This is a genomic window from Ideonella sp. (assembly GCF_041914305.1).
Taxonomy (GTDB): domain Bacteria; phylum Pseudomonadota; class Gammaproteobacteria; order Burkholderiales; family Burkholderiaceae_C; genus Ideonella.
Genome location: NZ_JAYSDQ010000015.1, coordinates 82,499 through 104,330 on the forward strand (window position 1 = coordinate 82,499; position 21,832 = coordinate 104,330).

General features: G+C 67.4%; 24 protein-coding genes and 1 tRNA gene. 8 read left to right on the forward strand and 17 right to left on the reverse strand.

Going from position 1 to position 21,832, the window contains the following annotated elements; translation table 11 throughout:
• Positions 1–34: 34 nt before the first annotated feature.
• The 6 genes from coaE to ACE3SG_RS19470 form a co-directional block, all read right to left on the reverse strand.
• Positions 35–685, reverse strand: coding sequence for a dephospho-CoA kinase (coaE, locus tag ACE3SG_RS19445; protein WP_374567950.1), 651 nt, complete (start codon positions 683–685; stop codon positions 35–37).
• Positions 685–1,608: an A24 family peptidase gene (locus ACE3SG_RS19450; RefSeq protein WP_374567789.1), complete on the reverse strand. Its 924-nt coding sequence runs from the start codon at positions 1,606–1,608 to the stop codon at positions 685–687. Before ACE3SG_RS19450 ends, coaE begins: the two co-directional genes overlap by 1 nt.
• 3 nt (positions 1,609–1,611) lie before the next feature.
• Positions 1,612–2,832: a type II secretion system F family protein gene (locus ACE3SG_RS19455; protein ID WP_374567790.1), complete on the reverse strand. Its 1,221-nt coding sequence runs from the start codon at positions 2,830–2,832 to the stop codon at positions 1,612–1,614.
• A 64-nt stretch (positions 2,833–2,896) separates the two neighbouring features.
• The gene (pilB, locus tag ACE3SG_RS19460; RefSeq protein ID WP_374567792.1) at positions 2,897–4,615 is read right to left on the reverse strand and encodes a type IV-A pilus assembly ATPase PilB; all 1,719 of its coding nucleotides are present in this window, start codon (positions 4,613–4,615) and stop codon (positions 2,897–2,899) included.
• Positions 4,616–4,801: 186 nt separating this feature from the next.
• Positions 4,802–4,878 (reverse strand) — tRNA-Pro (locus tag ACE3SG_RS19465).
• Positions 4,879–4,908: 30 nt separating this feature from the next.
• Positions 4,909–5,898, reverse strand: a complete 990-nt coding sequence (locus tag ACE3SG_RS19470; RefSeq protein WP_374567951.1) for a polyprenyl synthetase family protein — start codon at positions 5,896–5,898, stop codon at positions 4,909–4,911.
• A gap of 216 nt (positions 5,899–6,114) precedes the next feature.
• Between ACE3SG_RS19470 and rplU the strand changes: the two genes are divergently transcribed.
• From rplU to proB, 4 genes are all read left to right on the forward strand, one after another.
• Positions 6,115–6,426: a 50S ribosomal protein L21 gene (gene rplU, locus ACE3SG_RS19475; protein ID WP_329722104.1), complete on the forward strand. Its 312-nt coding sequence runs from the start codon at positions 6,115–6,117 to the stop codon at positions 6,424–6,426.
• 25 nt (positions 6,427–6,451) lie between these two features.
• On the forward strand, positions 6,452–6,709 hold the full coding sequence (gene rpmA / locus ACE3SG_RS19480) for a 50S ribosomal protein L27 (protein ID WP_329722106.1): 258 nt from the start codon (positions 6,452–6,454) through the stop codon (positions 6,707–6,709).
• A gap of 105 nt (positions 6,710–6,814) precedes the next feature.
• Positions 6,815–7,969, forward strand: coding sequence for an Obg family GTPase CgtA (cgtA, locus tag ACE3SG_RS19485; protein ID WP_374567793.1), 1,155 nt, complete (start codon positions 6,815–6,817; stop codon positions 7,967–7,969).
• Positions 7,966–9,087, forward strand: coding sequence for a glutamate 5-kinase (gene proB, locus ACE3SG_RS19490; protein ID WP_374567794.1), 1,122 nt, complete (start codon positions 7,966–7,968; stop codon positions 9,085–9,087). Before cgtA ends, proB begins: the two co-directional genes overlap by 4 nt.
• Before the next feature lie 136 nt (positions 9,088–9,223).
• Here the strand turns inward: proB and ACE3SG_RS19495 are convergent, their stop codons facing one another.
• Positions 9,224–9,847, reverse strand: coding sequence for an RNA pyrophosphohydrolase (locus ACE3SG_RS19495; RefSeq protein ID WP_374567952.1), 624 nt, complete (start codon positions 9,845–9,847; stop codon positions 9,224–9,226).
• A 114-nt stretch (positions 9,848–9,961) separates the two neighbouring features.
• On the opposite strand from ACE3SG_RS19495, the gene ACE3SG_RS19500 reads away from it, so the two are divergent.
• The gene (locus ACE3SG_RS19500; RefSeq protein ID WP_374567796.1) at positions 9,962–11,707 is read left to right on the forward strand and encodes a proline--tRNA ligase; all 1,746 of its coding nucleotides are present in this window, start codon (positions 9,962–9,964) and stop codon (positions 11,705–11,707) included.
• A complete protein-coding gene (locus ACE3SG_RS19505) occupies positions 11,707–12,375 on the forward strand; it encodes a lytic transglycosylase domain-containing protein (protein ID WP_374567797.1) in 669 nt (222 codons plus the stop codon). Before ACE3SG_RS19500 ends, ACE3SG_RS19505 begins: the two co-directional genes overlap by 1 nt.
• Here ACE3SG_RS19505 and ACE3SG_RS19510 read toward each other — a convergent pair.
• The 6 genes from ACE3SG_RS19510 to hemA form a co-directional block, all read right to left on the reverse strand.
• Positions 12,364–12,939, reverse strand: a complete 576-nt coding sequence (locus tag ACE3SG_RS19510) for a UbiX family flavin prenyltransferase (RefSeq protein ID WP_374567799.1) — start codon at positions 12,937–12,939, stop codon at positions 12,364–12,366. The genes ACE3SG_RS19505 and ACE3SG_RS19510 overlap by 12 nt on opposite strands.
• Before the next feature lies 1 nt (position 12,940).
• Positions 12,941–13,252, reverse strand: a complete 312-nt coding sequence (gene grxD / locus ACE3SG_RS19515; RefSeq protein WP_374567801.1) for a Grx4 family monothiol glutaredoxin — start codon at positions 13,250–13,252, stop codon at positions 12,941–12,943.
• A gap of 104 nt (positions 13,253–13,356) precedes the next feature.
• Positions 13,357–13,956 (reverse strand): hypothetical protein, encoded by a 600-nt coding sequence (locus ACE3SG_RS19520; RefSeq protein ID WP_374567803.1) that lies wholly within the window; start codon positions 13,954–13,956, stop codon positions 13,357–13,359.
• Between the two features lie 160 nt (positions 13,957–14,116).
• Positions 14,117–14,959 (reverse strand): peptide chain release factor N(5)-glutamine methyltransferase, encoded by an 843-nt coding sequence (prmC, locus tag ACE3SG_RS19525; protein WP_374567805.1) that lies wholly within the window; start codon positions 14,957–14,959, stop codon positions 14,117–14,119.
• Positions 14,960–15,011: 52 nt separating this feature from the next.
• Positions 15,012–16,112 (reverse strand): peptide chain release factor 1, encoded by a 1,101-nt coding sequence (prfA, locus tag ACE3SG_RS19530; RefSeq protein WP_374567807.1) that lies wholly within the window; start codon positions 16,110–16,112, stop codon positions 15,012–15,014.
• A gap of 93 nt (positions 16,113–16,205) precedes the next feature.
• Positions 16,206–17,525 (reverse strand): glutamyl-tRNA reductase, encoded by a 1,320-nt coding sequence (gene hemA / locus ACE3SG_RS19535; RefSeq protein ID WP_374567809.1) that lies wholly within the window; start codon positions 17,523–17,525, stop codon positions 16,206–16,208.
• 107 nt (positions 17,526–17,632) lie between these two features.
• Here hemA and ACE3SG_RS19540 point away from each other — a divergent pair, with 107 nt between their 5' ends.
• Positions 17,633–17,911 carry a hypothetical protein gene (locus tag ACE3SG_RS19540; protein ID WP_374567811.1) on the forward strand — a complete coding sequence of 93 codons (279 nt, stop codon included), beginning with the start codon at positions 17,633–17,635 and terminating at the stop codon, positions 17,909–17,911.
• On the opposite strand, the gene miaB is transcribed toward ACE3SG_RS19540, so the two are convergent.
• The 3 genes from miaB to ACE3SG_RS19555 all read right to left on the reverse strand — a co-directional run bounded on the left by miaB (position 17,912) and on the right by ACE3SG_RS19555 (position 20,290).
• Entirely contained in the window at positions 17,912–19,303 is a 1,392-nt protein-coding gene (miaB, locus tag ACE3SG_RS19545) for a tRNA (N6-isopentenyl adenosine(37)-C2)-methylthiotransferase MiaB (protein WP_374567812.1), read from the reverse strand.
• A gap of 26 nt (positions 19,304–19,329) precedes the next feature.
• Positions 19,330–19,758 (reverse strand): hypothetical protein, encoded by a 429-nt coding sequence (locus tag ACE3SG_RS19550; protein WP_374567813.1) that lies wholly within the window; start codon positions 19,756–19,758, stop codon positions 19,330–19,332.
• Between the two features lie 118 nt (positions 19,759–19,876).
• Complete coding sequence (locus ACE3SG_RS19555) at positions 19,877–20,290, reverse strand: MarR family winged helix-turn-helix transcriptional regulator (RefSeq protein WP_374567814.1); 414 nt, start codon at positions 20,288–20,290, stop codon at positions 19,877–19,879.
• Positions 20,291–20,397: 107 nt separating this feature from the next.
• Between ACE3SG_RS19555 and ACE3SG_RS19560 the strand changes: the two genes are divergently transcribed.
• Positions 20,398–21,132, forward strand: a complete 735-nt coding sequence (locus ACE3SG_RS19560) for a siderophore-interacting protein (protein ID WP_374567815.1) — start codon at positions 20,398–20,400, stop codon at positions 21,130–21,132.
• A 174-nt stretch (positions 21,133–21,306) separates the two neighbouring features.
• Here the strand turns inward: ACE3SG_RS19560 and ACE3SG_RS19565 are convergent, their stop codons facing one another.
• Positions 21,307–21,825, reverse strand: coding sequence for a hypothetical protein (locus ACE3SG_RS19565; RefSeq protein WP_374567816.1), 519 nt, complete (start codon positions 21,823–21,825; stop codon positions 21,307–21,309).
• Between the last annotated feature and the right edge of the window lie 7 nt (positions 21,826–21,832).

Genomic DNA, 21,832 nt, shown 5'->3' on the forward strand with positions numbered 1-21,832 from the left:
CTGGACGGTTGAGTCCGGGGCGACACCGATTGTTTCACAGCGACTGCTGTTTCAAGGGCGTGGGGCCCGCGTCGGGCCACCAGTGCTGCCACAGCCGCCCGACGTGGGCATCCAGCGTGCCCAGGTCCAAGGCCTCGTGGTTGACCAGTACCGCGTCGGCAATGGCCCGTCGCGAGCGGCGCGAGGCTTGTTGCGCGATGACCTGCCGCACGTCGGCCTCGGCCCAGCCTGAGCGCTGGACGACGCGCCGGACCTGCAGGCTTTCATCGCAATCGACGACCAGCACACGATCGACCCGTTGTCGCCAGTGGGCGGATTCGGCCAGCAACGGCACGTCGAAAACAACGGGTTGGCCCGGCGCGGCGCTGGCGGCTTGCGCCTGGGCCTGCTGCCCGATCAGCGGATGCAGGATGGCTTCGAGCCTGTGCCGCGCCGCGGGATCGCTGAACACCTCGGCCCGCATCCGGGCACGGTCGAGCGCCCCGCTCGAATCGATCATTGCCGCGCCGAAGGTGGCCGCGATGGCGGGCAGGGCGACTCCCGCAGGGGCTGTCAATTGGCGCGCAATCTGGTCGGTGTCGACGATCAGCGCGCCGCGTTGGGCCAGGGCGACGGCGACGGTGCTCTTGCCGCTGCCGATGCCACCGGTGAGGCCGACGCGCAGCCGCGCCGGCAGCGACCCGATCACTGCCCGATCCAGCCCAGCACGCGGTCGGTGCCGGCCAGGATCACCACCACCCCGCCACCGGCCAGGAAGGGGCCAAAAGGCACGTAGCCACCTTGCCGCAGCCCACTGGTGAGCTTCATCGCGATACCGACGACAGCGCCGATCACGGAGGCCATCAAGACGATCGGCAGGATGGCGTGCCAACCCAGCCAAGCGCCGAGCGCCGCCAGCAGTTTGAAGTCGCCAAAGCCCATGCCCTCTTTGCCGGTGGCCTTCTTGAACAGCCAATAGATGGACCACAAGGACAAGTAGCCGGCCAGCGCGCCCCAGAGCGCGTCGCGCAAGGGCACCGTCCAGCCCATGGCGGCGGCCACCAGGCCGGCCCACAGCAGCGGCAGCGTCATCGAATCAGGCAGCAAGGTGGTGTCCCAGTCGATGGCCGCCAGCGCCACCAGGGTGGCCAGGACCGCACACCACAGCAAGGCCACCGGTTGGGCACCGAAGCGCCAGCCGACTGCGGCAAACAAGGCCGCGGTCAACAACTCGAGCAATGGGTAGCGCGGCGAAATGGGCGTTTTGCATGCCGAGCAGCGGCCGCGCAGCCACAGCCAGCTGAGCAGCGGAATGTTCTCGTACCACGTGATCTGGTGCCCACAGGCCGGGCATGCCGAGCGTGGTGTCGACAGGCCGTACGGCGCCAACCCGTCGATGCCCTTCTCGAGCTCGCCAGCCGTGGCGGCCAGCGCCTTCGGCGCCTCCTGGCCGAAGCAACGCTTGAACGATTCGCCGTCGCTCAGCTGGTGCGCGATGTCGGTCCACCAGTCTCGCTCCATCATGCGGGGCAGGCGGTGGGCAACGACGTTCAGAAAGCTGCCGACACAAAGGCCGAGCAATCCCAGCACCGGTGGCGACAGCCACAGGCTCAGTGCTTCAGCGGACATGGGCTAGACGACCTGGCCGAGCTTGAAGATGGGCAGGTACATCGATACCACGATGCCACCGATCAATGAGCCTAGGAAGACGATGATGATCGGCTCCAGCAGCGTCGACAGGCCCTTGACCATCTCGTCGACCTCTTCTTCGTAGAAGTCGGCGGCACGCGACAGCATGTCGTCGAGCGCACCGGACTCTTCGCCGATCGCGGCCATTTGCAGCACCATGTTCGGGAACACGCCGGTCTGCGTCATCGACGTGGTCAGCGCGGTGCCGGTCGAGACATCACGCTGGATCTGCTGGGTGGCCTGGGCGTAGACTGAGTTGCCGGCGGTGCCGCCCACCGAATCCAGCGCCTCGACCAGCGGCACACCGGCGGCGAACATCGTCGACAGCGTGCGCGTCCAGCGCGCGATGATGGCCTTGCGGATCAGGTCGCCGAAGATGGGTAGGCGCAGCAGCAGCCGGTCCATGGCGAACTGCATCTTCTCCGACCGTTTCCAGGTCTGTATGAAGGTGTAGCCGCCACCGAAAAGGACACCGAAGATCAGCCACCAGTATTTGACGAAGACGTCGCTCATGGCCATCACGAACAAGGTCGGCGCAGGCAGCTCGGCGCCGAAGGACTTGAACACATCCTTGAAGGCGGGAATCACGAACAACATGATCACCGTGACCACGACGAAGGCGACGACCAGCACCGAGACTGGGTAAATCATCGCGGACTTGACTTTCTGCTTGATCGCCAGTGTCTTTTCCTGGTACATCGCCAGGCGGGACAGCAGTTCTTCCAGAATACCGCCCGCCTCACCGGCTTCGACCAGGTTGCAGTACAGCGCGTCGAAGTACTGCGGATGGCGCCGGAACGCAGACGACAGGTTGGTACCGGTCTCCACGTCGGAACGGATCTCCATCAGCAACCGGGTCAGGCGCGGGTTCGGACTGCCGCGGCCGACGATGTCGAATGCCTGCAGCAGCGGCACGCCGGCCTTCATCATCGTGGCCAACTGGCGGGTGAAGACGGCGATGTCCTTGGCCTTGATGGCCTTGCCGCCGCCCGAGCGGCGCTTCTTGACCTTGGTCACCATCACGCCCTGGCGACGCAGGCTCGCACTGACCGCAGCTTCGCCTCCCGAGCGCAGTTCGCCGCGCACGATCTTGCCGTTGCGGTCCTTGCCTTCCCACTCGAAGATGAATTCCTTGACGTCTTTCGCCGCTACTGCAGTTGCCATTGAGCCTCCGGCCGATCCCCAATTGATCGATGTACGTGTTGTCGTGATTGTGATGGCTTGCCGCTCACTCATTGGTGGCGGCGATCACTTCCTCGAGCGAAGTGGCGCCCAGCCGCACCTTCAACAGCCCTGACTGGCGAAGGTCGCGCACGCCGTCGCGCTGGGCCGCCGCGGCGATATCGACCGACGAACCCAGGGACAGGATGATGCGCTGGATTTCCTCGGTGATCGGCATCGCCTGGTAGATGCCCACCCGGCCCCTGTAGCCGTTGTTGCAGCTGCTGCAGCCCACGGACTTGTAGGGCACCCAACTGCCATCGAGATCGCTCTCAGCGTAGCCGGCCTTCAGCAGGGCGCTGCGCGGGTAGTCGCCCGGCTTCTTGCAGTTCTCGCACAGCTTGCGGACCAGGCGCTGCGCGGTGATCAACAGCACGCTGGAGGCGATGTTGAACGGGGCCACGCCCATGTTCAGCAGACGAGTCAGCGTGGACGGTGCGTCGTTGGTGTGCAGCGTCGACATCACCATGTGACCCGTCTGGGCGGCCTTGATGGCGATGTCGGCCGTTTCGAGGTCGCGGATTTCACCGACCATGATGATGTCTGGATCCTGGCGCAAGAACGATTTCAGCGCCACGGCGAAATTCAGGCCAGCCTTGTCGTTGACGTTGACCTGGTTGATGCCGGGCAGGTTGATTTCGGCCGGATCCTCCACCGTGGCGATGTTGACGCCCGGCTGGTTCAGGATATTGAGGCAGGTGTAGAGCGAGACGGTCTTGCCGCTGCCGGTGGGGCCGGTGACCAGCACCATGCCATACGGGCGATGGATGGCGTGCAGCAGCCGTTCTTTCTCGGCGGGCTCGTAGCCCAGCGCCTCGATGCCCAGCTTCGCGCTCGACGAATCGAGAATCCGGATCACGATCTTCTCGCCGAACAGGGTGGGCAGCGTGCTGACCCGAAAGTCGATCGACTTGTTGCCGAAGCGGAGCTTCATGCGGCCGTCTTGCGGCACACGCTTCTCGGAAATGTCCAGCCGCGAAATCACCTTGATGCGTGACGCCAGCTTGTCCTTGATCGCGATCGGCGGCTGGGTGATTTCGCGCAGTTCGCCGTCGACGCGAAAACGCACCCGGTAGTTGAACTCGTACGGTTCGAAGTGCAGGTCGGATGCGCGCATGTTGATCGCGTCGACCAGCATCTTCTGCAGGAAGCGGACAACCGGGGCGTCCTCGACCTCTGTCGTGACGTCGGCCGCCGCGGCGGGGGCCGTGTCCTCTTCCGTGACGTCGAAATCGAAATCGGCGTTGGCGATGGCCTCCAGGGCCTGAGATGCTGGCGCCGCCTGCGAGTCGATCTGCTTGCTGAGCTTGTCGTACTCGACCAGCACCCACTCGGGGGCGAGCTGGGTGGCGAACTTGATGCGCTCACTCGCTTCCTGGTCCGTCGGGTCAGCGCAAGCCAGGAACAGGCGGCTGCCGCGCTTGCTCAGCGGCAGCACCTTGTACTGGGTGATCAGCTTCGCATCGAGGATGGTGCGAGGCAGGCGCTGAGGGTCGACCGCATCCAGGTCCAGCAACGGCACGGCGAGTGCTGCCGACAGGTTGTGCGCCAAGCTCGAGGGCGTCATGTCCCCCGCGTCCATCAAGGCGGCAACGAAACTGATGCGTTTGTCACGCGCCGCCGCGGTGAGTTCTTCAGCCCGTTGGACTTTCAGTTTCCCACCATGGACCAGCACGCGTGCGACGCCGGACAGCGCGGAAGAAGGGGCTTCGATCAGGGTATCCACAAGCACGCACCGTCAGGGCGCAGAAAGACCATGATCGGTCATCATCGCCGAACCAACAGAGCCTGTAAATCGTGGAGAGTGCGCCTGGGGCGCTCCCATGAACACCTGGTCACGCTTCGTGTCCCTGGCGAGACATTCAGGCACCCGAGCGGGCGCAGTCGCGTGACAGTTGGAAACCAGAATTTCTGGTCGGGGTGAGAGGATTCGAACCTCCGGCCTCTACGTCCCGAACGTAGCGCTCTACCAGGCTAAGCTACACCCCGATGTCTCTTGTCGTGTTGCGTTTTCTTGCGCTACGAGGAGCGCTCAACCGACCGAGCAGAGAATTCTAGCAGAGCTTCGCGGGCCCTCGAAGGGGGCAGCACAAAAAGTCGTTCGCGGGCCCGTTGCGCTTCGGTGCGCGCGGCGTCGCGGGTTGCCTGCAAGGCGCCGGTGCGGCGAACGACGGCGACGATTTCCGGCAGGCGCTCGACCTCGCCGTGTTCGATGGCGTGACGGATCAGCGACCGCTCTTCTGGCGTGCCGCGCTCCATCGCCACCAGCAGCGGCAGCGTCGGCTTCCCCTCGCGCAAATCGTCTCCCACGTTCTTGCCCAGGGCTTGTGTATCGCCTTCGTAGTCGAGCAGGTCATCGACGAGCTGGAAGGCGGTGCCCAGGGCGCGACCATAGTCGGCGCAGGCCTCTTCAATGTCGGATGGTGCGCCGGCGATGACGGCGCCCAGGCGCGCACTGGCCTCGAACAGCTTGGCGGTCTTGTAGCGAATCACCCGCAGGTAGTCGGCAACGGCGAGGTCGGGGTCATGCATGTTCATCAACTGCAGGACCTCGCCCTCGGCGATGACGTTGGTGGCATCGGCCAGCACATCGAGCACGCGCATGCGGTTCAACGACACCATCATCTGGAAGGCGCGCGAATACAGAAAGTCGCCGACCAGCACGCTGGCGGCATTGCCGAACAGCGCGTTGGCCGTTGCGCGACCGCGCCGCAGCGACGACTCGTCCACCACGTCGTCATGCAACAGCGTGGCGGTGTGGATGAACTCGACGATGGCGGCCGCCTCGTAGGGCTCGGGCCCTTGATGCCCCAGCGCCTCGGCAAACAGCAGCACCAACCGAGGGCGGATCCGCTTGCCGCCGGCGCCGATGATGTAGTGGGAGATCTGCTCGATCAGCGCCACGTCCGACGCCAGCCGGGTGCGGATGACCTCGTCGACCTGGGCCATGCCTTCGGCAATGAAGTCCATCGGCGGGGCGGCCGGCAAAGAGGTGTCCGTGGCAGGCATGAGGAAGAATGCGCGGTCCGCAGGCGGCAAAAGCCGCAGATTATAGGAAGACCCTGGCGAGCGCTCGGGCCGGGCCTTGGCGTCCTTGCGGGCGCGAGTCAGGGTTTGCTATAATTTTGGGCTTCGCTCGGGATGGTCCGGGCGGGCGTGCGCGGCTGTTCCTGCCGTGCGCGAGGGCTTTTTGCAGGCTCCCTGCAAAAATTTCGAAGGGCACATATGTACGCGGTCATAAAAACCGGTGGCAAGCAATACAAGGTTGCAGCCGGCGAAAAGATCAAGGTAGAACAGATTGCTGCGGACGTTGGCCAGGAAATCGTGATTGATCAAGTGCTGGCCGTCGGCGACGGCGCGGCTTTGACGGTCGGGACCCCCCTGGTGAGCGGCGCGAGCGTGAAGGCCACCGTGGTGGCGCATGGTCGGCACGACAAGGTGCGCATCTTCAAGATGCGTCGCCGCAAGCACTACCAGAAGCACGGCGGTCACCGCCAGCACTACACCGAGCTGGAAATCAGCGCGGTCAACGGCTGACAAGCCGAAGCAGGAGTTCTGAACCATGGCACAGAAAAAAGGCGGCGGTTCCACCCGGAACGGCCGTGACTCCCAGCCCAAGATGCTCGGCGTGAAGGTGTTCGGCGGTCAGGTCATTCCGGCCGGCTCGATCATCGTCCGCCAGCGCGGCACCAAGTTCCACGCCGGCACGAACGTCGGCATGGGCCGTGACCATTCGCTGTTTGCGCTGGTCGATGGTACCGTGTCGTTCGCGGTCAAGGGCGAGTTGAACCGCCACACCGTCAGCGTCACGCCGCTGTAATCCCGGCGCACGCTGCTGCTGCTGCAAAGCCCCGGCTTGCCGGGGCTTTTTCACGTCTGGGAGATTCGAAGGCCCGGCGTTCCATTCGCTACCATCCGCTCCATCATGAAGTTCGTTGACGAAGCCACCATCGACATCGCTGCCGGCAACGGCGGGGCCGGCTGCGCGAGCTTCCGGCGTGAAAAATTCATCCCCTTCGGCGGGCCCGATGGCGGCGACGGCGGCCGCGGCGGCAGCGTCTGGGCGGTGGCCGACCGCAACCTGAACACCCTGATCGACTACCGCTACGCCCGGCGCCATGAGGCGAAGAACGGTGAAGCTGGCCGTGGCTCGGACTGTTTCGGTGCCGCTGCCGACGACATCACGCTGCGCATGCCGGTCGGCACGATCATCACCGACATCGAAACCGGTCGCGTGATGGCCGAGCTGATCGAGCCCGACGTGCCGGTGCTGCTGGCCAAAGGCGGCGACGGTGGTTTCGGCAACCTGCATTACAAGACCAGCACCAACCGCGCGCCGCGCCAGAAGACCCCCGGCTGGCCGGGCGAGGCCTTCAAGGTCAGGCTGGAACTGCGCGTGCTCGCCGACGTGGGCCTGCTGGGCATGCCCAACGCCGGCAAGTCGACCTTGATCGCCGCGGTCTCGAACGCGCGGCCGAAGATCGCCGACTACCCGTTCACGACGCTGCACCCGAACCTCGGTGTCGTGCGCGTCGGGCCCGAGAAGAGCTTTGTCGTGGCCGACATTCCCGGCCTGATCGAAGGTGCTTCCGAGGGGGCGGGCCTGGGCCATCTGTTCTTGCGGCACCTGCAGCGCACCCGCTTGCTGCTGCATGTGGTCGACATGGCGCCGTTCGACGAATCGGTCGATCCGGTCGCGCAAGCGAAGGCCATCGTCGAAGAACTGCGCAAGTACGACGAGGCATCGGCGATGGCGCCCGAGCTGTCCGATGCCGAGCAGGCCGAGCTCGGTGGCAATCGGCGCGTGCCGCGGCCGGGGGCATCGCTGCTCGACAAACCGCGTTGGCTGGTGCTGAACAAGCTCGACATGGTGCCGGCCGAAGAGCGGGCCAAGCGTGTCAAGGATTTCGTCAAGCGCTACAAATGGAAAGGCCCGGTCTTCGAGATCTCGGCCCTGGCCCGCGAAGGCTTGCAGCCCTTGATCCACGCGATCTGGGAGCACGTGGCTGCCGAGCAGAGCAAGCCGCCGCCCGAGCCAGACCCGCGCTTCGACAACGTCGACGGCGAGGGGGCGGTGTGACGGCGGGCGCCCTGCACGCGGCGCGCCGCATCGTCGTCAAGGTCGGCTCCAGCCTCGTCACCAACGAAGGCCGCGGCGTCGACGCCGATGCGATCGACAACTGGTGCCGCCAACTGGCCGCGCTGGCCGCGCAGGGCCGTGAGGTGGTGATGGTCTCGTCCGGCGCGATCGCCGAGGGCATGAAGCGCCTGGGCTGGGCCACGCGGCCGAAAGAGCTGCCCGAACTGCAGGCTGCGGCCGCCGTCGGCCAGATGGGCCTGGCGCAGATGTATGAGCGCAAGCTGTCGGCCCACGGCATGGGCAGTGCGCAGGTGCTGCTGACGCACGCCGACCTGGCCGACCGCGAGCGCTACCTCAACGCGCGTTCAACGTTGTTGACGCTGCTGGGTTTGAAGGTCATCCCGGTCATCAACGAGAACGACACGGTCGTCAACGATGAAATCAAGTTCGGCGACAACGACACGCTCGGGGCCTTGGTGGCCAACTTGGTCGAAGCCGATGCGCTGGTGATCCTGACCGACCAGCGGGGGCTGTATACGGCCGATCCTCGCAAGGATGCGTCGGCCCGCTTCATTGACGAGGCCGAGGCAGGTGACCCGGCATTGGAGACCATGGCCGGTGGCGCCGGCTCCAGCATCGGCCGCGGCGGCATGATCACCAAGGTGCTGGCGGCCAAGCGCGCGGCCGGCAGCGGCGCCAGCACGGTGATCGCCTGGGGCCGCGAGCCGGACGTGTTGTTGCGCCTGGCCGCCGGCGAAGCCATCGGCACCGCCTTGCTGGCGGGCACCCCCAAACTCGCGGCGCGCAAGCAGTGGATGGCCGACCACCTGCAGCTGCGTGGCGCGGTGCGGGTCGACGACGGTGCGGTGATCAAGCTGCGCGACGAGGGCAAGAGCCTGCTGCCGATCGGCGTGGTCGAGGTGGAGGGCGAATTCCACCGTGGCGACGTGATCGCGGTGCGTTCGGTGGCTGGCGTCGAGGTGGCGCGGGGGCTTGCCAACTACTCCAGCGGTGAAGCGAGGCTGATTGCCCGCAAGCCTTCGTCGCAGATCGAGGGCCTGCTCGGCTACGCCAGCGAACCCGAACTGATCCACCGAGACAACATGGTGCTCGCCTGAGCGAGCGCCGTGTGGCGGCGAGACCCACGACGGATCAACCCGCCTGAATCATCGAAGGCGCGTCTTGCAGCGCCCCCGGGTCTGGCGGCAGGGATGCGTCAAGAGCTGCCGGCTGACCCGGCCGGCGCCGTCTGCGTCAATGCGGCCCGCTGGTCCCGTTGTGCCCTTCGCCCGGCGGCTCCACCGGGTTTTCGCCAGGCAAGGTTTCGTCGACCAACTCGCCGCGCCGCCGATCGTCGCGCGCGTGCGGACGCATGCCGCTGCGCAGGTAGCGGTTGTGGTGGTTCACCTTCGGCAGAAAGCGCGCCAATTCGGTCAGCGCCATCTGGTAAACCCCGCGTTTGAATTCGATCACCACATCCAGCGGCACCCAGTATTCATTCCAACGCCAGGCGTCGAATTCGGGGTGGTCGGTGGCGCGCAAATTCATGTCGCTGTCGCGCCCCATCAGGCGCAACAGAAACCAGATCTGTTTCTGACCCTTGTAATGGCCGCGCGCATCCTTGCGGATGAAGTGATCCGGGACCTCGTAGCGAAGCCAGTCACGGGTGCGTGCCAGAATCTGCACATGCTCGGGCAACAGGCCCACTTCTTCGTGCAGCTCGCGAAACATCGCCTGCTCAGGCGATTCGCCGTACTTGATGCCCCCTTGCGGGAACTGCCAGGAATGGGTGCGCAAACGCTTGCCCCAAAACACCTGGTTGCGGGCGTTGAGCAGGATGATGCCGACGTTAGGCCTGTAGCCCTCCCGGTCGAGCATAATCAAACCCCAATTTTTGAACTGAAATCAATATAGCACCGGCGGCACACAGGGCACAGGCCCTCGCTTTCCCGAAGCGCGCGCCGCGGTCGATTCGCCCCTGACAAGCCGCCCATGAAAGCCAGCCAGTTCTTCATCTCCACGCTCAAGGAAGCGCCCGCCGACGCCGAGGTGGTCAGCCATCAGTTGATGATGCGCGCCGGGATGATCAAGCGCCTGGGCGCTGGCATCTACAACTACATGCCGATGGGCCTGCGGGTGATCCGCAAGGTCGAGGCCATCATCCGCGACGAGATGAACCGTGCTGGCGCGGTCGAGTTGCTGATGCCGGTCGTTCAGCCGGCCGAGTTGTGGCAGGAGACCGGCCGCTTCCAGGCCTATGGCCCCGAGCTGATGCGCGTGAAGGACCGGCACGACCGCGACTTCATCATCCAGCCCACGAGCGAAGAGGTCATCACCGACATCGCCCGACAAGAGCTGCGCAGCTACAAGCAGCTGCCGAAGAATTTCTATCACATCCAGACCAAGTTCCGCGACGAGCGCCGGCCGCGCTTTGGCGTGATGCGCGGCCGCGAGTTCACGATGAAGGACGCTTACTCGTTCGACCGTGACAAGGCTTCGGCGCTAAAGAGCTACGAGACGATGTACAAGGCCTATTGCGCGATCTTCGATCGCTTCGGCCTGCAGTACCGCGCCGTGGCGGCCGACACCGGGGCGATCGGCGGCGACGCGTCGCACGAGTTCCAGGTCATCGCCGACACCGGCGAAGACGCGCTGGTCTACTGCCCGACCAGCGACTACGCCGCCAACATCGAGCTGGCCGAGGCACTGGCGCTGTCGGCCGAGCGTGGTGCCGCCACCCAGGCCCTGACCAAGGCGCCGACGCCGGGCAAGAGCACCTGCGCCGATGTGGCCCAGCTGCTGGGCTTGCCGCTGGCGCAGACCGTCAAGTCGCTGGTGCTGGCGACCGACGAGCTCAACGACAAGGGCGACATCGTCAAGACGACGGTGTGGCTGCTGCTGGTGCGCGGCGACCATGACCTGAACGAAATCAAGGCCGGCAAGCTCCCGGGCCTGAAGGGGGGCTACCGCTTTGCGACCGCCGCCGAGATCGACGATCACTTCGGCTGCAAGCCCGGCTACCTGGGCCCGATCGGGCTGAAGAAGCCGGTCAAGGTCATCGCCGACCGCACGGTCGCGAACATGGCCGATTTCGTCTGCGGTGCCAACGAGGCCGACTTCCACCTCACCGGCGTCAACTGGGGCCGCGATCTGCCAGAGCCTGACCTGGTGGCTGACATCCGCAACGTCGTCGCTGGTGATCCCTCGCCCGACGGCAAGGGCACGCTGGCGATCCAGCGCGGCATCGAGGTTGGCCACGTGTTCTACCTCGGCACCAAGTATTCGGGCGCGATGAACGCCAACTACCTGGACGAAACCGGCAAGCCGCAGCCGATGGAAATGGGCTGCTACGGCATCGGCGTCACCCGCATCCTGGGTGCCGCGATCGAGCAGAACCACGACGAGCGCGGCATCATCTGGCCGGCTTCGATCGCGCCTTTCGCGACCGTTATCTGCCCGATCGGCTACGACCGCTCGGCCGACGTGAAGGCGGCGGCGGACAAGCTGCACGACGAGCTCATCGCGGCCGGCGTCGATGTGCTGCTGGACGACCGCGGCGAGCGCCCCGGCGCGATGTTCGCCGACTGGGAGCTGGTCGGCGTGCCGTTGCGCGTGGTCATCTCCGACCGCGGCCTGAAAGAGGGCCTGCTCGAAGTGCAGGGCCGACGCGACGCTGAAGCCAGCAAGATCGCGGTGGCCGACGTGGGTGCGACCGTGAAGGCGCGCCTGGCCCTTTGATGGACGGCGGCGCAGCTCTCCCGGGGCGCCGCGCCTGCCTGCGGGCGGCTGCAGCCACCACCCTGCTCGGCCCCGCCGCCTGGCGCGGCGCCATGGCCGGCACCCAGGCCGAAGAGCCGCTGGCCGACGCGGTGCGCACCGCGTTGTCGGCCGCTGTGGCCAACAGCGCCCCGCCGCGGCCCAGCTTTGCGCGCATCGAAGACCGGCTGGTCTACCTGCGCTGGCTGGGGGCGATGAGCGACAAGCTCAAGCCCCGCAAGGCCGAGCAGCAAACGCGCATCGAGTTTCTCGAGACCCTGTGGTACGAGAGCAAGCGCGCGAGCCTGCAGCCCGAGCTGGTGCTGGGGTTGGTGCAGGTCGAGAGCGGTTTTCGCAAGTACGCGATCAGCGTCGCCGGCGCGCGCGGCTACATGCAGGTGATGCCCTTCTGGGCCAAGTTGATCGGCGACGGCGACCCGGCGCGCCTGTTCCACATGCAGACCAACCTGCGCTTCGGCTGCGTGATCCTGCGCCACTACCTGGAGCGTGAGCAGGGCGACCTGTTCATGGCGCTGGGCCGCTACAACGGCAGCCGCGGCCGGCCTGAATACCCCAACGCGGTGCTGGGGGCCCGCAAGCAGTGGATGGTGGTCGAGCCGTCGGTGCCAGCGTCGGCCTCAAAGGCCTGACCAGCGCTGCGGCGTGGCATGGCCCACGCCCATCAACTCGATCACCCGCTCGACCGTGTCGGCGACCAGCTCATCGATGGTTTGTGGCCGGTGGTAGAACGCCGGCAGCGGCGGGAACACGACCGCGCCCATTTCGGTCACCGCCGTCATGTTGCGCAGGTGGGCCAGGTTGAATGGCGTTTCGCGCACCATCAGCACCAGGCGGCGGCGCTCCTTCAGCGTGACATCGGCCGCGCGGGTCAGCAGGTTGTCGCCAAAGCCATGGGCGATCGCGGCCAGCGACTTCATCGAGCACGGGGCGACGACCATCGCCTCGACGCGGTGGCTGCCGCTGGCGATGCAGGCGCCGATGTCGCCGGCAGCGTGCGATTCGCTGGCCAGGGCTTCCAGCCCGGCCCGGTCCAGCCCCAGCTCGTGGTGCACGTTGAGCACCCCGGCCGGCGTCGCCACCAGGTGCGTGTACGCGCCTAGCGCCTTCAGGCGCTCCAGCAGCTTCACGCCATACAACGCTCCGGACGCTCCCGTGATGCCGACAACGATGCGCGGGGCCGCGTCCACCGGCATGTCAGGCAGCCAGAACCTGCTGCAATTCGCCCGCCTGGTACATCTCCATCATGATGTCCGAGCCGCCGATGAACTCGCCGTTCACGTACAGCTGCGGGATCGTGGGCCAGTTCGCGTAGTCCTTGATGCCTTGGCGGATGTCTTCGTCTTCCAGCACGTTGACGGTCGTCATGTCGTTGACGCCGCAGGCCTTCAGCACCTGCACCGCGCGGCCAGAGAACCCACACATCGGGAATTGCGCCGTGCCCTTCATGAACAAGACGACCTTGTGGCCTTTGACGATTTGGTCGATGCGTTGTTGAACGTCGCTCATGAGCACTCTCTGTAGGGTGGATGTGGGCTCGCCGGCCCGATATGGCTTTATAAAACAAAGCCGCCGCGCGGGTGCGCGGCGGCCGCATGTCCTGATTGTCGGGGCTAGAAGGCGTAAGACATGTTGACTTGCAGCATGGGCGAAATCTGCATCGCCCGCAGCACGTCGTCGAAACCTTCCGCGCCCGAAAAGGCGCGCCCGAACCGCACCGCCTGCCCCGGCTTCTGGGCCGCCAGGCCCAGATCGGCCGACAGCCCGACGCCAGCGCGCGCCCACCAGGCGCTGTAGCCCACGCCCAGATAGGGCATGGCCGGGTTTGACTCCGGCTCGGCCAGGCTGGTGGGGGTGCTGCCGTTGTTGCGCCACTGCATCTCGCCGCGGGCGGCGCCAGCCGGTGCGGCCAGGCCTAGGGCGCCCGAGCCCAGCAGCAACGCGCCGGTGGCCCGCAGGCCGCCGCCATCGCCCAGCCGGCCCCAGCCCAGGTAGCGGTCGCCGGCCAGCATGGCGGTGCCAATCGGCGCCGAAGTGGCCCAATTGCCCAGCACCGGCAGGCTGGGCGCCGACATGGCCAAGCGCGCCTGCCAGGGCGACCAGTTTTCGCTGCTGTCGGGGCTGATCTTCAGGCCGTCGCCCACCACCGGCGACGCGGCCAAGGCAGGGCCGGCCAAGGCAAGACTGAGCGAAATCGCAACGAGGTGGCGCATCGTGAACCTCCTGCCTGACAGCCCGGCAAACACCGCCGTTAGAACCATGCTACTCCGGCCGCATTTTTCGTGCGTGTGAAATGCTGGCGCCTCACCCCTCTGTTTCGGGGCATTACAAAACGGCCCGAAAAGCCGATGATGGTCGGATTGGCCGCGCGGCTCAGCCGGGCCAGCGGCCCCCGGTGCAACGGGGTCGGCCGGCCAGGTCGCGATGGGTCGCCACCGCCTCGAAGCCCGCTTGCTGTAGCAAAGCCGCCACAGCGTCGGCCTGGTCCCAGCCGTGCTCCAGCAGCAGCCAGGCGCCGGCGTGCAGGTGCGGTGGCGCGCCGGCGACGATGGCGCGGATCGCGTCCAGCCCGTCGCCCCCGGGCGTCAGCGCCAGGGTCGGCTCATGGCGCAGCGCCGCAAGGTGCGGGTCTTCGCCGGCGATGTAGGGCGGGTTGCTCAACACCAGGTCGAAGCGCCGATCGCCCGGCAGTGCCTGCCACCACGAGCCGGCACGAAATTCGACCACCAGACCCAGTCGCGTCGCGTTGGCCTGGGCCACCGCCAGCGCGGCTTCGCTCAGATCGACTGCGCAGACTTCGGCGCCCGGGCAGCGGTGTTTGACCGCCAGCGCGATCGCCCCGCTGCCGGTGCCCAGGTCGACAACCTGGGGCGACGACCGGTCGGCCAGACCGCCCGCCGGCTCGGTGGCGAGCAACGTCAGCGCCCAGTCGACCAGCGTTTCGGTGTCCGGCCTCGGCACCAGCACCGCCGGGCCGACCTGCAGCGCCAGGCCGTGGAATTCGCGCTCACCGACCAGGTAGGCGAACGGCTCACCCGCGGCGCGGCGGTCGCACAGCGCGGCGTAGGCGCGCGCGGCGTCCGGCGGCAACGCGTCGCTGTCGTGGGCGATCAGCCAGCTGCGCGGGCGGCCCAGCACATGGCCCAGCAGCAACTGCGCGTCGAGCCGGTCCAGCCTCTGCGCCGCGGCCCGCGCCAATGCGTCGGCCAGCGTCATGGGGCCGGCCTTGTCGAGCGGAAAAGCGCCCGCGTGGGCGGCGGGGTGAGGCTCATGCCGCGCCGCCGCTTTCCAGGGCGGCCAGTTGCTGCTGCGCCTGTTCGGCCTGCAGCGCCGCGATCACGTCGCCCAGGTCACCGTCCATGATCGCGCCCAGCTTGTACAGCGTCAGGTTGATGCGGTGGTCGGTCAGCCGGCCCTGCGGAAAGTTGTAGGTGCGGATGCGGTCGGAGCGGTCGCCGGAGCCGACCAGTGCCTTGCGGGTGGCCGCCTCCTTGGCCTCGCGGGCGCTGCGCTCGCGGTCCTGCAGCCGCGCTTGCAGCACCGCCAGCGCCTTGGCCTTGTTGCGGTGCTGCGAGCGGTCGTCCTGGCATTCGGCCACCAGCCCGGTGGGGATGTGCGTGACGCGGATCGCGCTGTCGGTCTTGTTGATGTGTTGCCCGCCAGCGCCGCTGGCGCGGAAGGTGTCGATGCGCAGGTCGGCCGGGTTCAGCGTGACTTCGGCCGCCTCGTCGGGCTCGGGCATCACCGCCACCGTGCAGGCGCTGGTGTGGATGCGGCCCTGCGCTTCGGTCTCGGGCACGCGCTGCACGCGGTGGCCACCCGATTCGAACTTCATCTTCTCGTAGACCCCACCGCCCGTTCCTTGGCCCTCGAAACGGAAGACGATTTCCTTGTAGCCGCCCAGGTCCGACGCGTTTTCGCTCATCACCTCGCTGCGCCAGCCCTGGCCTTCGGCATAGCGCAGGTACATGCGGGCGAGGTCGGCAGCGAAGAGGGCTGATTCCTCACCACCCGTGCCGGCGCGGATTTCGACGAAGGCGTTGCGGTGGTCGTCCGGGTCGCGTGGCAGCAGGGCGGTCTGCAGCGCGGCCAGCAACTGCGCCAGCTCGGTCTCGGCGCCGGCGATCTCTTCGCGCGCCATGTCGGCCATGTCGGGGTCGGCCAGCATCTCGCGCGCGGCGGCGAGGTCGCTTTCGCGCTGTTCGTAGCGCCGAAACAGGCCGACCACTTCGGCGGCCTCGGCCTGTTCGCGTGCCAGCGTGCGGTAACGGCCCATGTCCGAGGTGACCTGCGGGTCGGCCAGGTTGGCGTCCAGCTCGGTCAGGCGCATCTGAAGGCGTTGCAGTTGCAGGCGCAGCGAGTCTTTCATGGTCTTCGTGCCGGGCATCGCCGGCAGGCGTCAAAAGGGGAGACAAGGGCGGCCCGCAGGGCGCGGGCGGGGCGGCAGGGCGGTGCCGCGTCGCTACAGCTTGTCGCCCGGGCCGGGCTCGTCGCTGGCCAGGTTGCGGGTGGCCTGGCGCAGGAACAGGCGCGAGACCCACTCGGCGGTCGCGTGGCGCGTTTCGCCTTCGCTGGCGCGCAGCTCGGCCAGCGCGCCGTGCAGCATCTTCTGCGTCAGTGCGCGCGACATCGCCTCGAGCACGCTGTCGATGTCGTCGCCGCGGGCCAGCAGCTTGCGCGCGCGGCCCAGCTCGGCGGCGCGCCAGTCGTCGGCCTGCTGGTTCAGCGCCTGGATCAGCGGCACGCTGGCGCGCTGGTCCAGCCAGTGCGAAAAACTCTGCACGCCGGCGTCGATGATGGCCTCGGCTTGGGCGACGGCGGCCTGGCGTTTCTCGCCGGCCGTCTGCACCACATCGGTCAGGTCGTCGACGGTGTAGAGGTACACGTCCGACAGCCGCGCCACCTCGGGCTCGATGTCGCGCGGCACAGCCAGGTCGACCATGAACATCGGGCGGCGGCGGCGCGCCTTCAAGGCCCGCTCGACGGCCCCCAGCCCGATGATGGGCAAGGTGCTGGCGGTGCAGGAGATGACCGCGTCGAACTCGTGCAGGCGTGCCGGCAGGTCGGCCAGGCGAATGGCCTGTGCGCCAAAGCGGGCGGCAAGCTTTTCGCCACGTTCCAGGGTGCGGTTGGCCAACGCCATCTGCTTGGGCTCGCGCGCCGCGAAGTGCGTGGCCACCAGCTCGATCATCTCGCCGGCGCCGACGAACAGCACCTTGGTCTGGCGCAGGTCTTCGAACAGCTGGGCGGCCAGGCGCACGGTGGCCGCGGCCATGCTGATCGAGTGCGCGCCGATCTCGGTCGAGGTGCGGACCTCTTTGGCGACCGAGAACGAGCGCTGGAACAGCTGGTGCAGCGTCGTGCCGAGCGTGCCGGCCTCGTTGGCGCCGCGCACGGCCTCTTTCATCTGGCCGAGGATCTGCGGCTCGCCCAGCACCATCGAATCGAGCCCCGAGGCGACGCGAAACGCGTGCCGTGCCGCCTCGCGGCCTTCGAGCACATAGGTGTGGGCCAGCAGCTTGCCGCCGTCCACGCCGCCCTGGGCCGCCAGCCAATCGATCGCCGGGCTGACCAGCTCGCGGCCCCGGGCGACGTTGCCGCCGGCCACGTACAGCTCGGTGCGGTTGCAGGTCGACAGGATCGCCGCCTCGGGCGCCGCGCGCTGCCATTGCTCGCGCAGCGCCCGCAGCGCCGGGGGCAACTGCTCGGGCGAGAACGCAAAACGACCACGCAGGTCCAGCGGCGCGGTCGTGTGGTTCAGTCCGAGCGCAATGACACTCATGCGCAGATTATAAAATTTGTGTCTTTCACGGCGCTGGCGGCGGCCCGAAGGCCGGCCGTGCGGTTTGACACAGCGCAAGCCGCGCGCCCCAACCACTCGACGCACACATGGGCCCGCTGGACGCGCTGTGGCACATCGCCAACTTCTTCGGCCCCGCCATCGGCGTCGGCCTGATCGCCAGCGCGCTGTGCAAGCTGATCTGGTGGAAGGACCTGCGCGCTATCGCTTTCAGCGGGCTGGCCCTGTGGGCGATGGCTGCCGGGGCGGTGGCGCTGGTCGGCGGTCTGGTGATCTTCGGCCGTGATGGCCGCATGGCCACCTATGGCCTGCTGATGGCCACCACCGCGCTGGCGCTGTGGTGGCGTGGCTTGCGTCACCTGCGTTGATCAGGCGGCTGCGGTTTCGCGCAGCACCACCTCACCGCGCAGCGAATGCGGCAGCGCTTCGGTGATCGTCACGTCGACCATCTGGCCCACCAGCCGCGGTGAGCCGGCGAAGTTGACGATGCGGTTGCACTCGGTGCGGCCCATCAGCTCGGCGGCGCTCTTGCGCGACGGGCCTTCGACCAGGATGCGCTGCACCGTGCCGACGCGCTGCGCGCTGTAGCGGCGCACGTTGTCTTCGAGCTTGGCTTGCAGTGCCTGCAGGCGCGCGAGTTTCACCTCATGCGGCGTTTCGTCGTGCAGCGCGGCGGCCGGCGTGCCCGGGCGTGGGCTGTAGATGAAGCTGAACGAGGCGTCGTAGCCGATGTCGTCGATCAGCTTCATCGTTTTCGCGTGGTCGTCTTCGGTCTCGCCGGGGAAGCCGACGATGAAGTCGGAGCTCATCGCGATGTCGGGCCGCACCGCGCGCAGCTTGCGGATCGTGCTCTTGTATTCGAGCGCGGTGTAGCCACGCTTCATCGCCATCAGGATGCGGTCGGAGCCATGCTGCACCGGTAGGTGCAGGTGGTTCACCAGCTGCGGGATGCGGCCGTAGGCGTCGATCAGGCGCTGGGTGAACTCGTTCGGGTGGCTGGTGGTGTAGCGGATGCGCTCGATGCCGGGGATCTCGGCGACGTATTCGAGCAGCAGCGCGAAATCGGCGATCTCGGCCGTGCCGCCCATCGTGCCGCGGTAGGCGTTGACGTTCTGGCCCAGCAGCGTCACTTCCTTCACGCCCTGGTCGGCCAGGCCGGCGACTTCGGTCAGCACGTCGTCGAAGGGGCGCGACACCTCTTCGCCGCGGGTGTAGGGCACAACGCAGTAGGTGCAGTACTTGGAGCAGCCCTCCATGATCGAGACGAAGGCGCTCGCACCTTCGACCTTGGCCGGCGGCAGGTTGTCGAACTTCTCGATTTCGGGAAAGCTGATGTCGACCTGCGGCCGGTGCTGCGCGTGGCGCTGCGCAATCATCTGCGGCAGCCGATGCAGCGTCTGCGGGCCGAACACGATGTCGACGTACGGGGCGCGCTCGATGATGGCCGCGCCTTCCTGGCTGGCGACACAGCCGCCGACGCCGATCAGCACGCCCTTCTTCTTCAGGTGCTTCACGCGGCCCAGGTCGGAGAAGACCTTCTCGGCCGCCTTCTCGCGCACCGAGCAGGTGTTGAACAGCACCAGGTCGGCCTGCTCGACATCTTGCGTCGGCTCGTAGCCCTCGGCGGCGCGCAGCACGTCGGCCATCTTGTCCGAGTCGTACTCGTTCATCTGGCAGCCGAAGGTGCGGATGAAGACCTTCTTCGTGGCGGCCTGGGCGTCGGTGGGGGCGACAGCTTGGGTATCGGTCGGGGCGGTCATCGCGGCAACTCCTTGGTCGGGCCGGCTCACGGCTTGGCCCACGTCTGCTCGCCTTCGTTGAAAGCCCAGGTCTGGGCTTCCAGCGGCGTGCGCGGCCAGGGTTGCATGCGGATCTCGTCGGGCCGCAGGATCCAGACGTCCTGCACCAGGCCCATGCCGTTGACGGTGAAGTTGACGACGTACTTGTTGCCCACCAGCGCGCCGGGCATCGGCATCGCGTTGCCCATGTCTTTCACGCGGGCGCCTGGGGCCAGGCTGGCGGCGCGGCCGTTGAGCAGGATCTCGGGGAAGGCGCCGAAGGTGATTTCGCCGCGCAACGCGTTGCGCGGAAACCGGCGCATCAGGGCCTGCGACTGTGCCGGCAGCGCGGCCAGCAAGGTGGCAGCAGCCAGCGAAGAAAGGACGAGGCGGCGAGAGGCGCCGGTGGATGCGGCGCGCGCGGCACAGCGATGCATGGTGTAGACCCAGGGGCTGTGGAAAGAATCGGCCTGGTCCGCGAAGGGTGTCCAGGCCGGCGTAAGGGGCTAATTTTAGCGTTGCCGGGCCGGGCGAGGGGCCGCGGCGCACGCCCGCTCACGCCTCGCGGTCGAGGTTGTCGCGCAGGCGTTGCAGCAAGCCGCGCAACTGTTCACGCTCGGCGGCGCTCAGGCCGGCCACCGCCTGCGCATTGACCTTGCGGGTTTGCTGCTGCAGCGTCTTCAGCAGGCCCTGGCCTTCGGCGGTCAGGGTCAGGCGCAGGTTGCGCCGGTCGGCCGCGTCGGCTTCGCTGGTGAGCAGGCCGCGTTCGCGCAGGCCCTTGATGAGCCGGGCCAGCTGCGCCTTGTCGCGCCCGCTGTGCTGCACCAGGTCGCTTTGTGTCGCACCGGGTTGGCGGCCGAAGTAGTTGAGCACCTTGCTTTCCATGTGGGTCAGCGCCAGTGGCCCGTCGCGCAGCGCCTGGTACTGCAGCGAGCGCAGCTGATGCATCACGGTGTGCACCAGTTCCACCACGTCGTCCCCCTGGGCGGCAGAAGGCCTTGTGGCGGTATGGTTGACATTGTCAAGTGGTTTGCCCATGATAGGGGACATTGTCAATCAATTGAGATGCCTACGCCATGAGCAGTGTCCTCGGCCGCGTGCAGCGTGTGCGCCATGAATTGAAGTTCCGCGAACTGACGGTGGTGCGCGTGCGCGACGTGACCCCGCACCTGCGCGCGGTGACCTTCACCGGTGAGTCGCTGGCCGATTTCGTCAGCCCCTCGTTCGACGACCATGTGAAGCTCTTCATCGACACCGGCGCCGACGAGCCGGCCCGGCGCGACTACACCCCGCGCAGTTTCGACAACGCCGCGCGTGAGCTGACCCTGGAATTCGTGCTGCACGGCGACGGCCCGGCTGCCGGCTGGGCGGCGCAGGCCGCGCCGGGCCAGCGGGTGCGCATCGGCGGCCCGCGCGGTTCGTTCCTGATCCCACTCGACTACGCCTGGCACCTGCTGGTGGGTGACGAGACCGCGCTGCCGGCGATCGCGCGGCGGCTCGAAGAATTGCCGGCCGGCGCGCGCGCGATGGTGGTGCTGCAGGTGCCCGAGGCCGCCGACCGCCCGGCGCTGGCGAGCGCGGCCGATCTGGAGATCACCTGGGTGGCCGACGGCGCGGCGTTGTTCGCGGCGCTGAAGGCGATGGCGCTGCCGCCGGGTGAAGGGTATGTGTGGGCCGCGGGCGAAGCGGCCGAGATGGCCGAGCTGCGCCGCATCCTGGTCGACGAGAAGGGCCACGACAAACGCGCGATCCGCGCGGCGGCGTACTGGAAGCGTGGCGCGACCGCGCACCACGAGAGCCTGGAAGGTTAAGGCGCCGTCTTAAGGCAACGCTGAACAAGTCCCTCGCGGGCCGCGCGTGCCTGCTTTGGGCGGTGTGCTGCGTTGCAAATCCTCGCCATAGCACAAGCTATGGCTGTGGTTTGCGCCTTGCAGCCCATCCCAAACCAGGGCGCGCAGCCTCGCGGGGACTTATTCAGCGTCGCCCTAAGGCGCGATCGTCAGCTCGACCGCGGGGCAGGCCAGATCGGCGCCCTGATGTTTTTCGCGCGGTCGCGGCACTGCGTCGCCGCTCGCCGCATCGAACACGTCGATCAGCCGGACGCGTGGCTGCACCTTGTACCGGCCCGGCTTGGACAGATCGAAAGGCAGCGCGAGATCGACCTCGGCCTGGACCGACTGGCCGGCGTCGAGCCGAAGGTAGTCGGCGGCCTGCGGCTCGGCCCGTTTGACCATCGGGCCCTGGAAAGGCAGCGTGCGACCGCCGCGGGTCACCGTGACGAAGGGCGCGAACCACGCGCCTTCGAACGGCGTGTTCCAGCGCAACACCTGCAGCGGCGCGGTGCCGGCGTTGGTGAGCGTGAAGCGCAACAACACCGGCTGGCCCACCGCCGCGGGCGCCGGCGCCGCGAGGGCGCAGCGCAGTGCGGTGGCGGGCGAAGCGGCAAATGAGGACGAGCTGGCCATGGCAAACGCCAGTGTGACCGCGGCCAGTGTCGTCGTCATGCCAGGC

Excerpts from the sequence above, each read along its gene's own strand:
- ACE3SG_RS19495 (WP_374567952.1), bottom strand. The coding sequence starts at position 9,847 with ATGCTCGACCGGGAGGGCTACAGGCCTAACGTCGGCATCATCCTGCTC.
- cgtA (WP_374567793.1), top strand. The coding sequence starts at position 6,815 with ATGAAGTTCGTTGACGAAGCCACCATCGACATCGCTGCCGGCAACGGC.
- ACE3SG_RS19455 (WP_374567790.1), bottom strand. The coding sequence starts at position 2,832 with ATGGCAACTGCAGTAGCGGCGAAAGACGTCAAGGAATTCATCTTCGAG.
- ACE3SG_RS19505 (WP_374567797.1), top strand. The coding sequence starts at position 11,707 with ATGGACGGCGGCGCAGCTCTCCCGGGGCGCCGCGCCTGCCTGCGGGCG.
- ACE3SG_RS19540 (WP_374567811.1), top strand. The coding sequence starts at position 17,633 with ATGGGCCCGCTGGACGCGCTGTGGCACATCGCCAACTTCTTCGGCCCC.
- prmC (WP_374567805.1), bottom strand. The coding sequence starts at position 14,959 with ATGACGCTGGCCGACGCATTGGCGCGGGCCGCGGCGCAGAGGCTGGAC.
- ACE3SG_RS19450 (WP_374567789.1), bottom strand. The coding sequence starts at position 1,608 with ATGTCCGCTGAAGCACTGAGCCTGTGGCTGTCGCCACCGGTGCTGGGA.
- ACE3SG_RS19470 (WP_374567951.1), bottom strand. The coding sequence starts at position 5,898 with ATGCCTGCCACGGACACCTCTTTGCCGGCCGCCCCGCCGATGGACTTC.
- ACE3SG_RS19500 (WP_374567796.1), top strand. The coding sequence starts at position 9,962 with ATGAAAGCCAGCCAGTTCTTCATCTCCACGCTCAAGGAAGCGCCCGCC.
- ACE3SG_RS19565 (WP_374567816.1), bottom strand. The coding sequence starts at position 21,825 with ATGACGACGACACTGGCCGCGGTCACACTGGCGTTTGCCATGGCCAGC.
- miaB (WP_374567812.1), bottom strand. The coding sequence starts at position 19,303 with ATGACCGCCCCGACCGATACCCAAGCTGTCGCCCCCACCGACGCCCAG.
- ACE3SG_RS19550 (WP_374567813.1), bottom strand. The coding sequence starts at position 19,758 with ATGCATCGCTGTGCCGCGCGCGCCGCATCCACCGGCGCCTCTCGCCGC.
- grxD (WP_374567801.1), bottom strand. The coding sequence starts at position 13,252 with ATGAGCGACGTTCAACAACGCATCGACCAAATCGTCAAAGGCCACAAG.
- hemA (WP_374567809.1), bottom strand. The coding sequence starts at position 17,525 with ATGAGTGTCATTGCGCTCGGACTGAACCACACGACCGCGCCGCTGGAC.
- rpmA (WP_329722106.1), top strand. The coding sequence starts at position 6,452 with ATGGCACAGAAAAAAGGCGGCGGTTCCACCCGGAACGGCCGTGACTCC.
- prfA (WP_374567807.1), bottom strand. The coding sequence starts at position 16,112 with ATGAAAGACTCGCTGCGCCTGCAACTGCAACGCCTTCAGATGCGCCTG.
- ACE3SG_RS19560 (WP_374567815.1), top strand. The coding sequence starts at position 20,398 with ATGAGCAGTGTCCTCGGCCGCGTGCAGCGTGTGCGCCATGAATTGAAG.
- ACE3SG_RS19510 (WP_374567799.1), bottom strand. The coding sequence starts at position 12,939 with ATGCCGGTGGACGCGGCCCCGCGCATCGTTGTCGGCATCACGGGAGCG.
- ACE3SG_RS19520 (WP_374567803.1), bottom strand. The coding sequence starts at position 13,956 with ATGCGCCACCTCGTTGCGATTTCGCTCAGTCTTGCCTTGGCCGGCCCT.
- rplU (WP_329722104.1), top strand. The coding sequence starts at position 6,115 with ATGTACGCGGTCATAAAAACCGGTGGCAAGCAATACAAGGTTGCAGCC.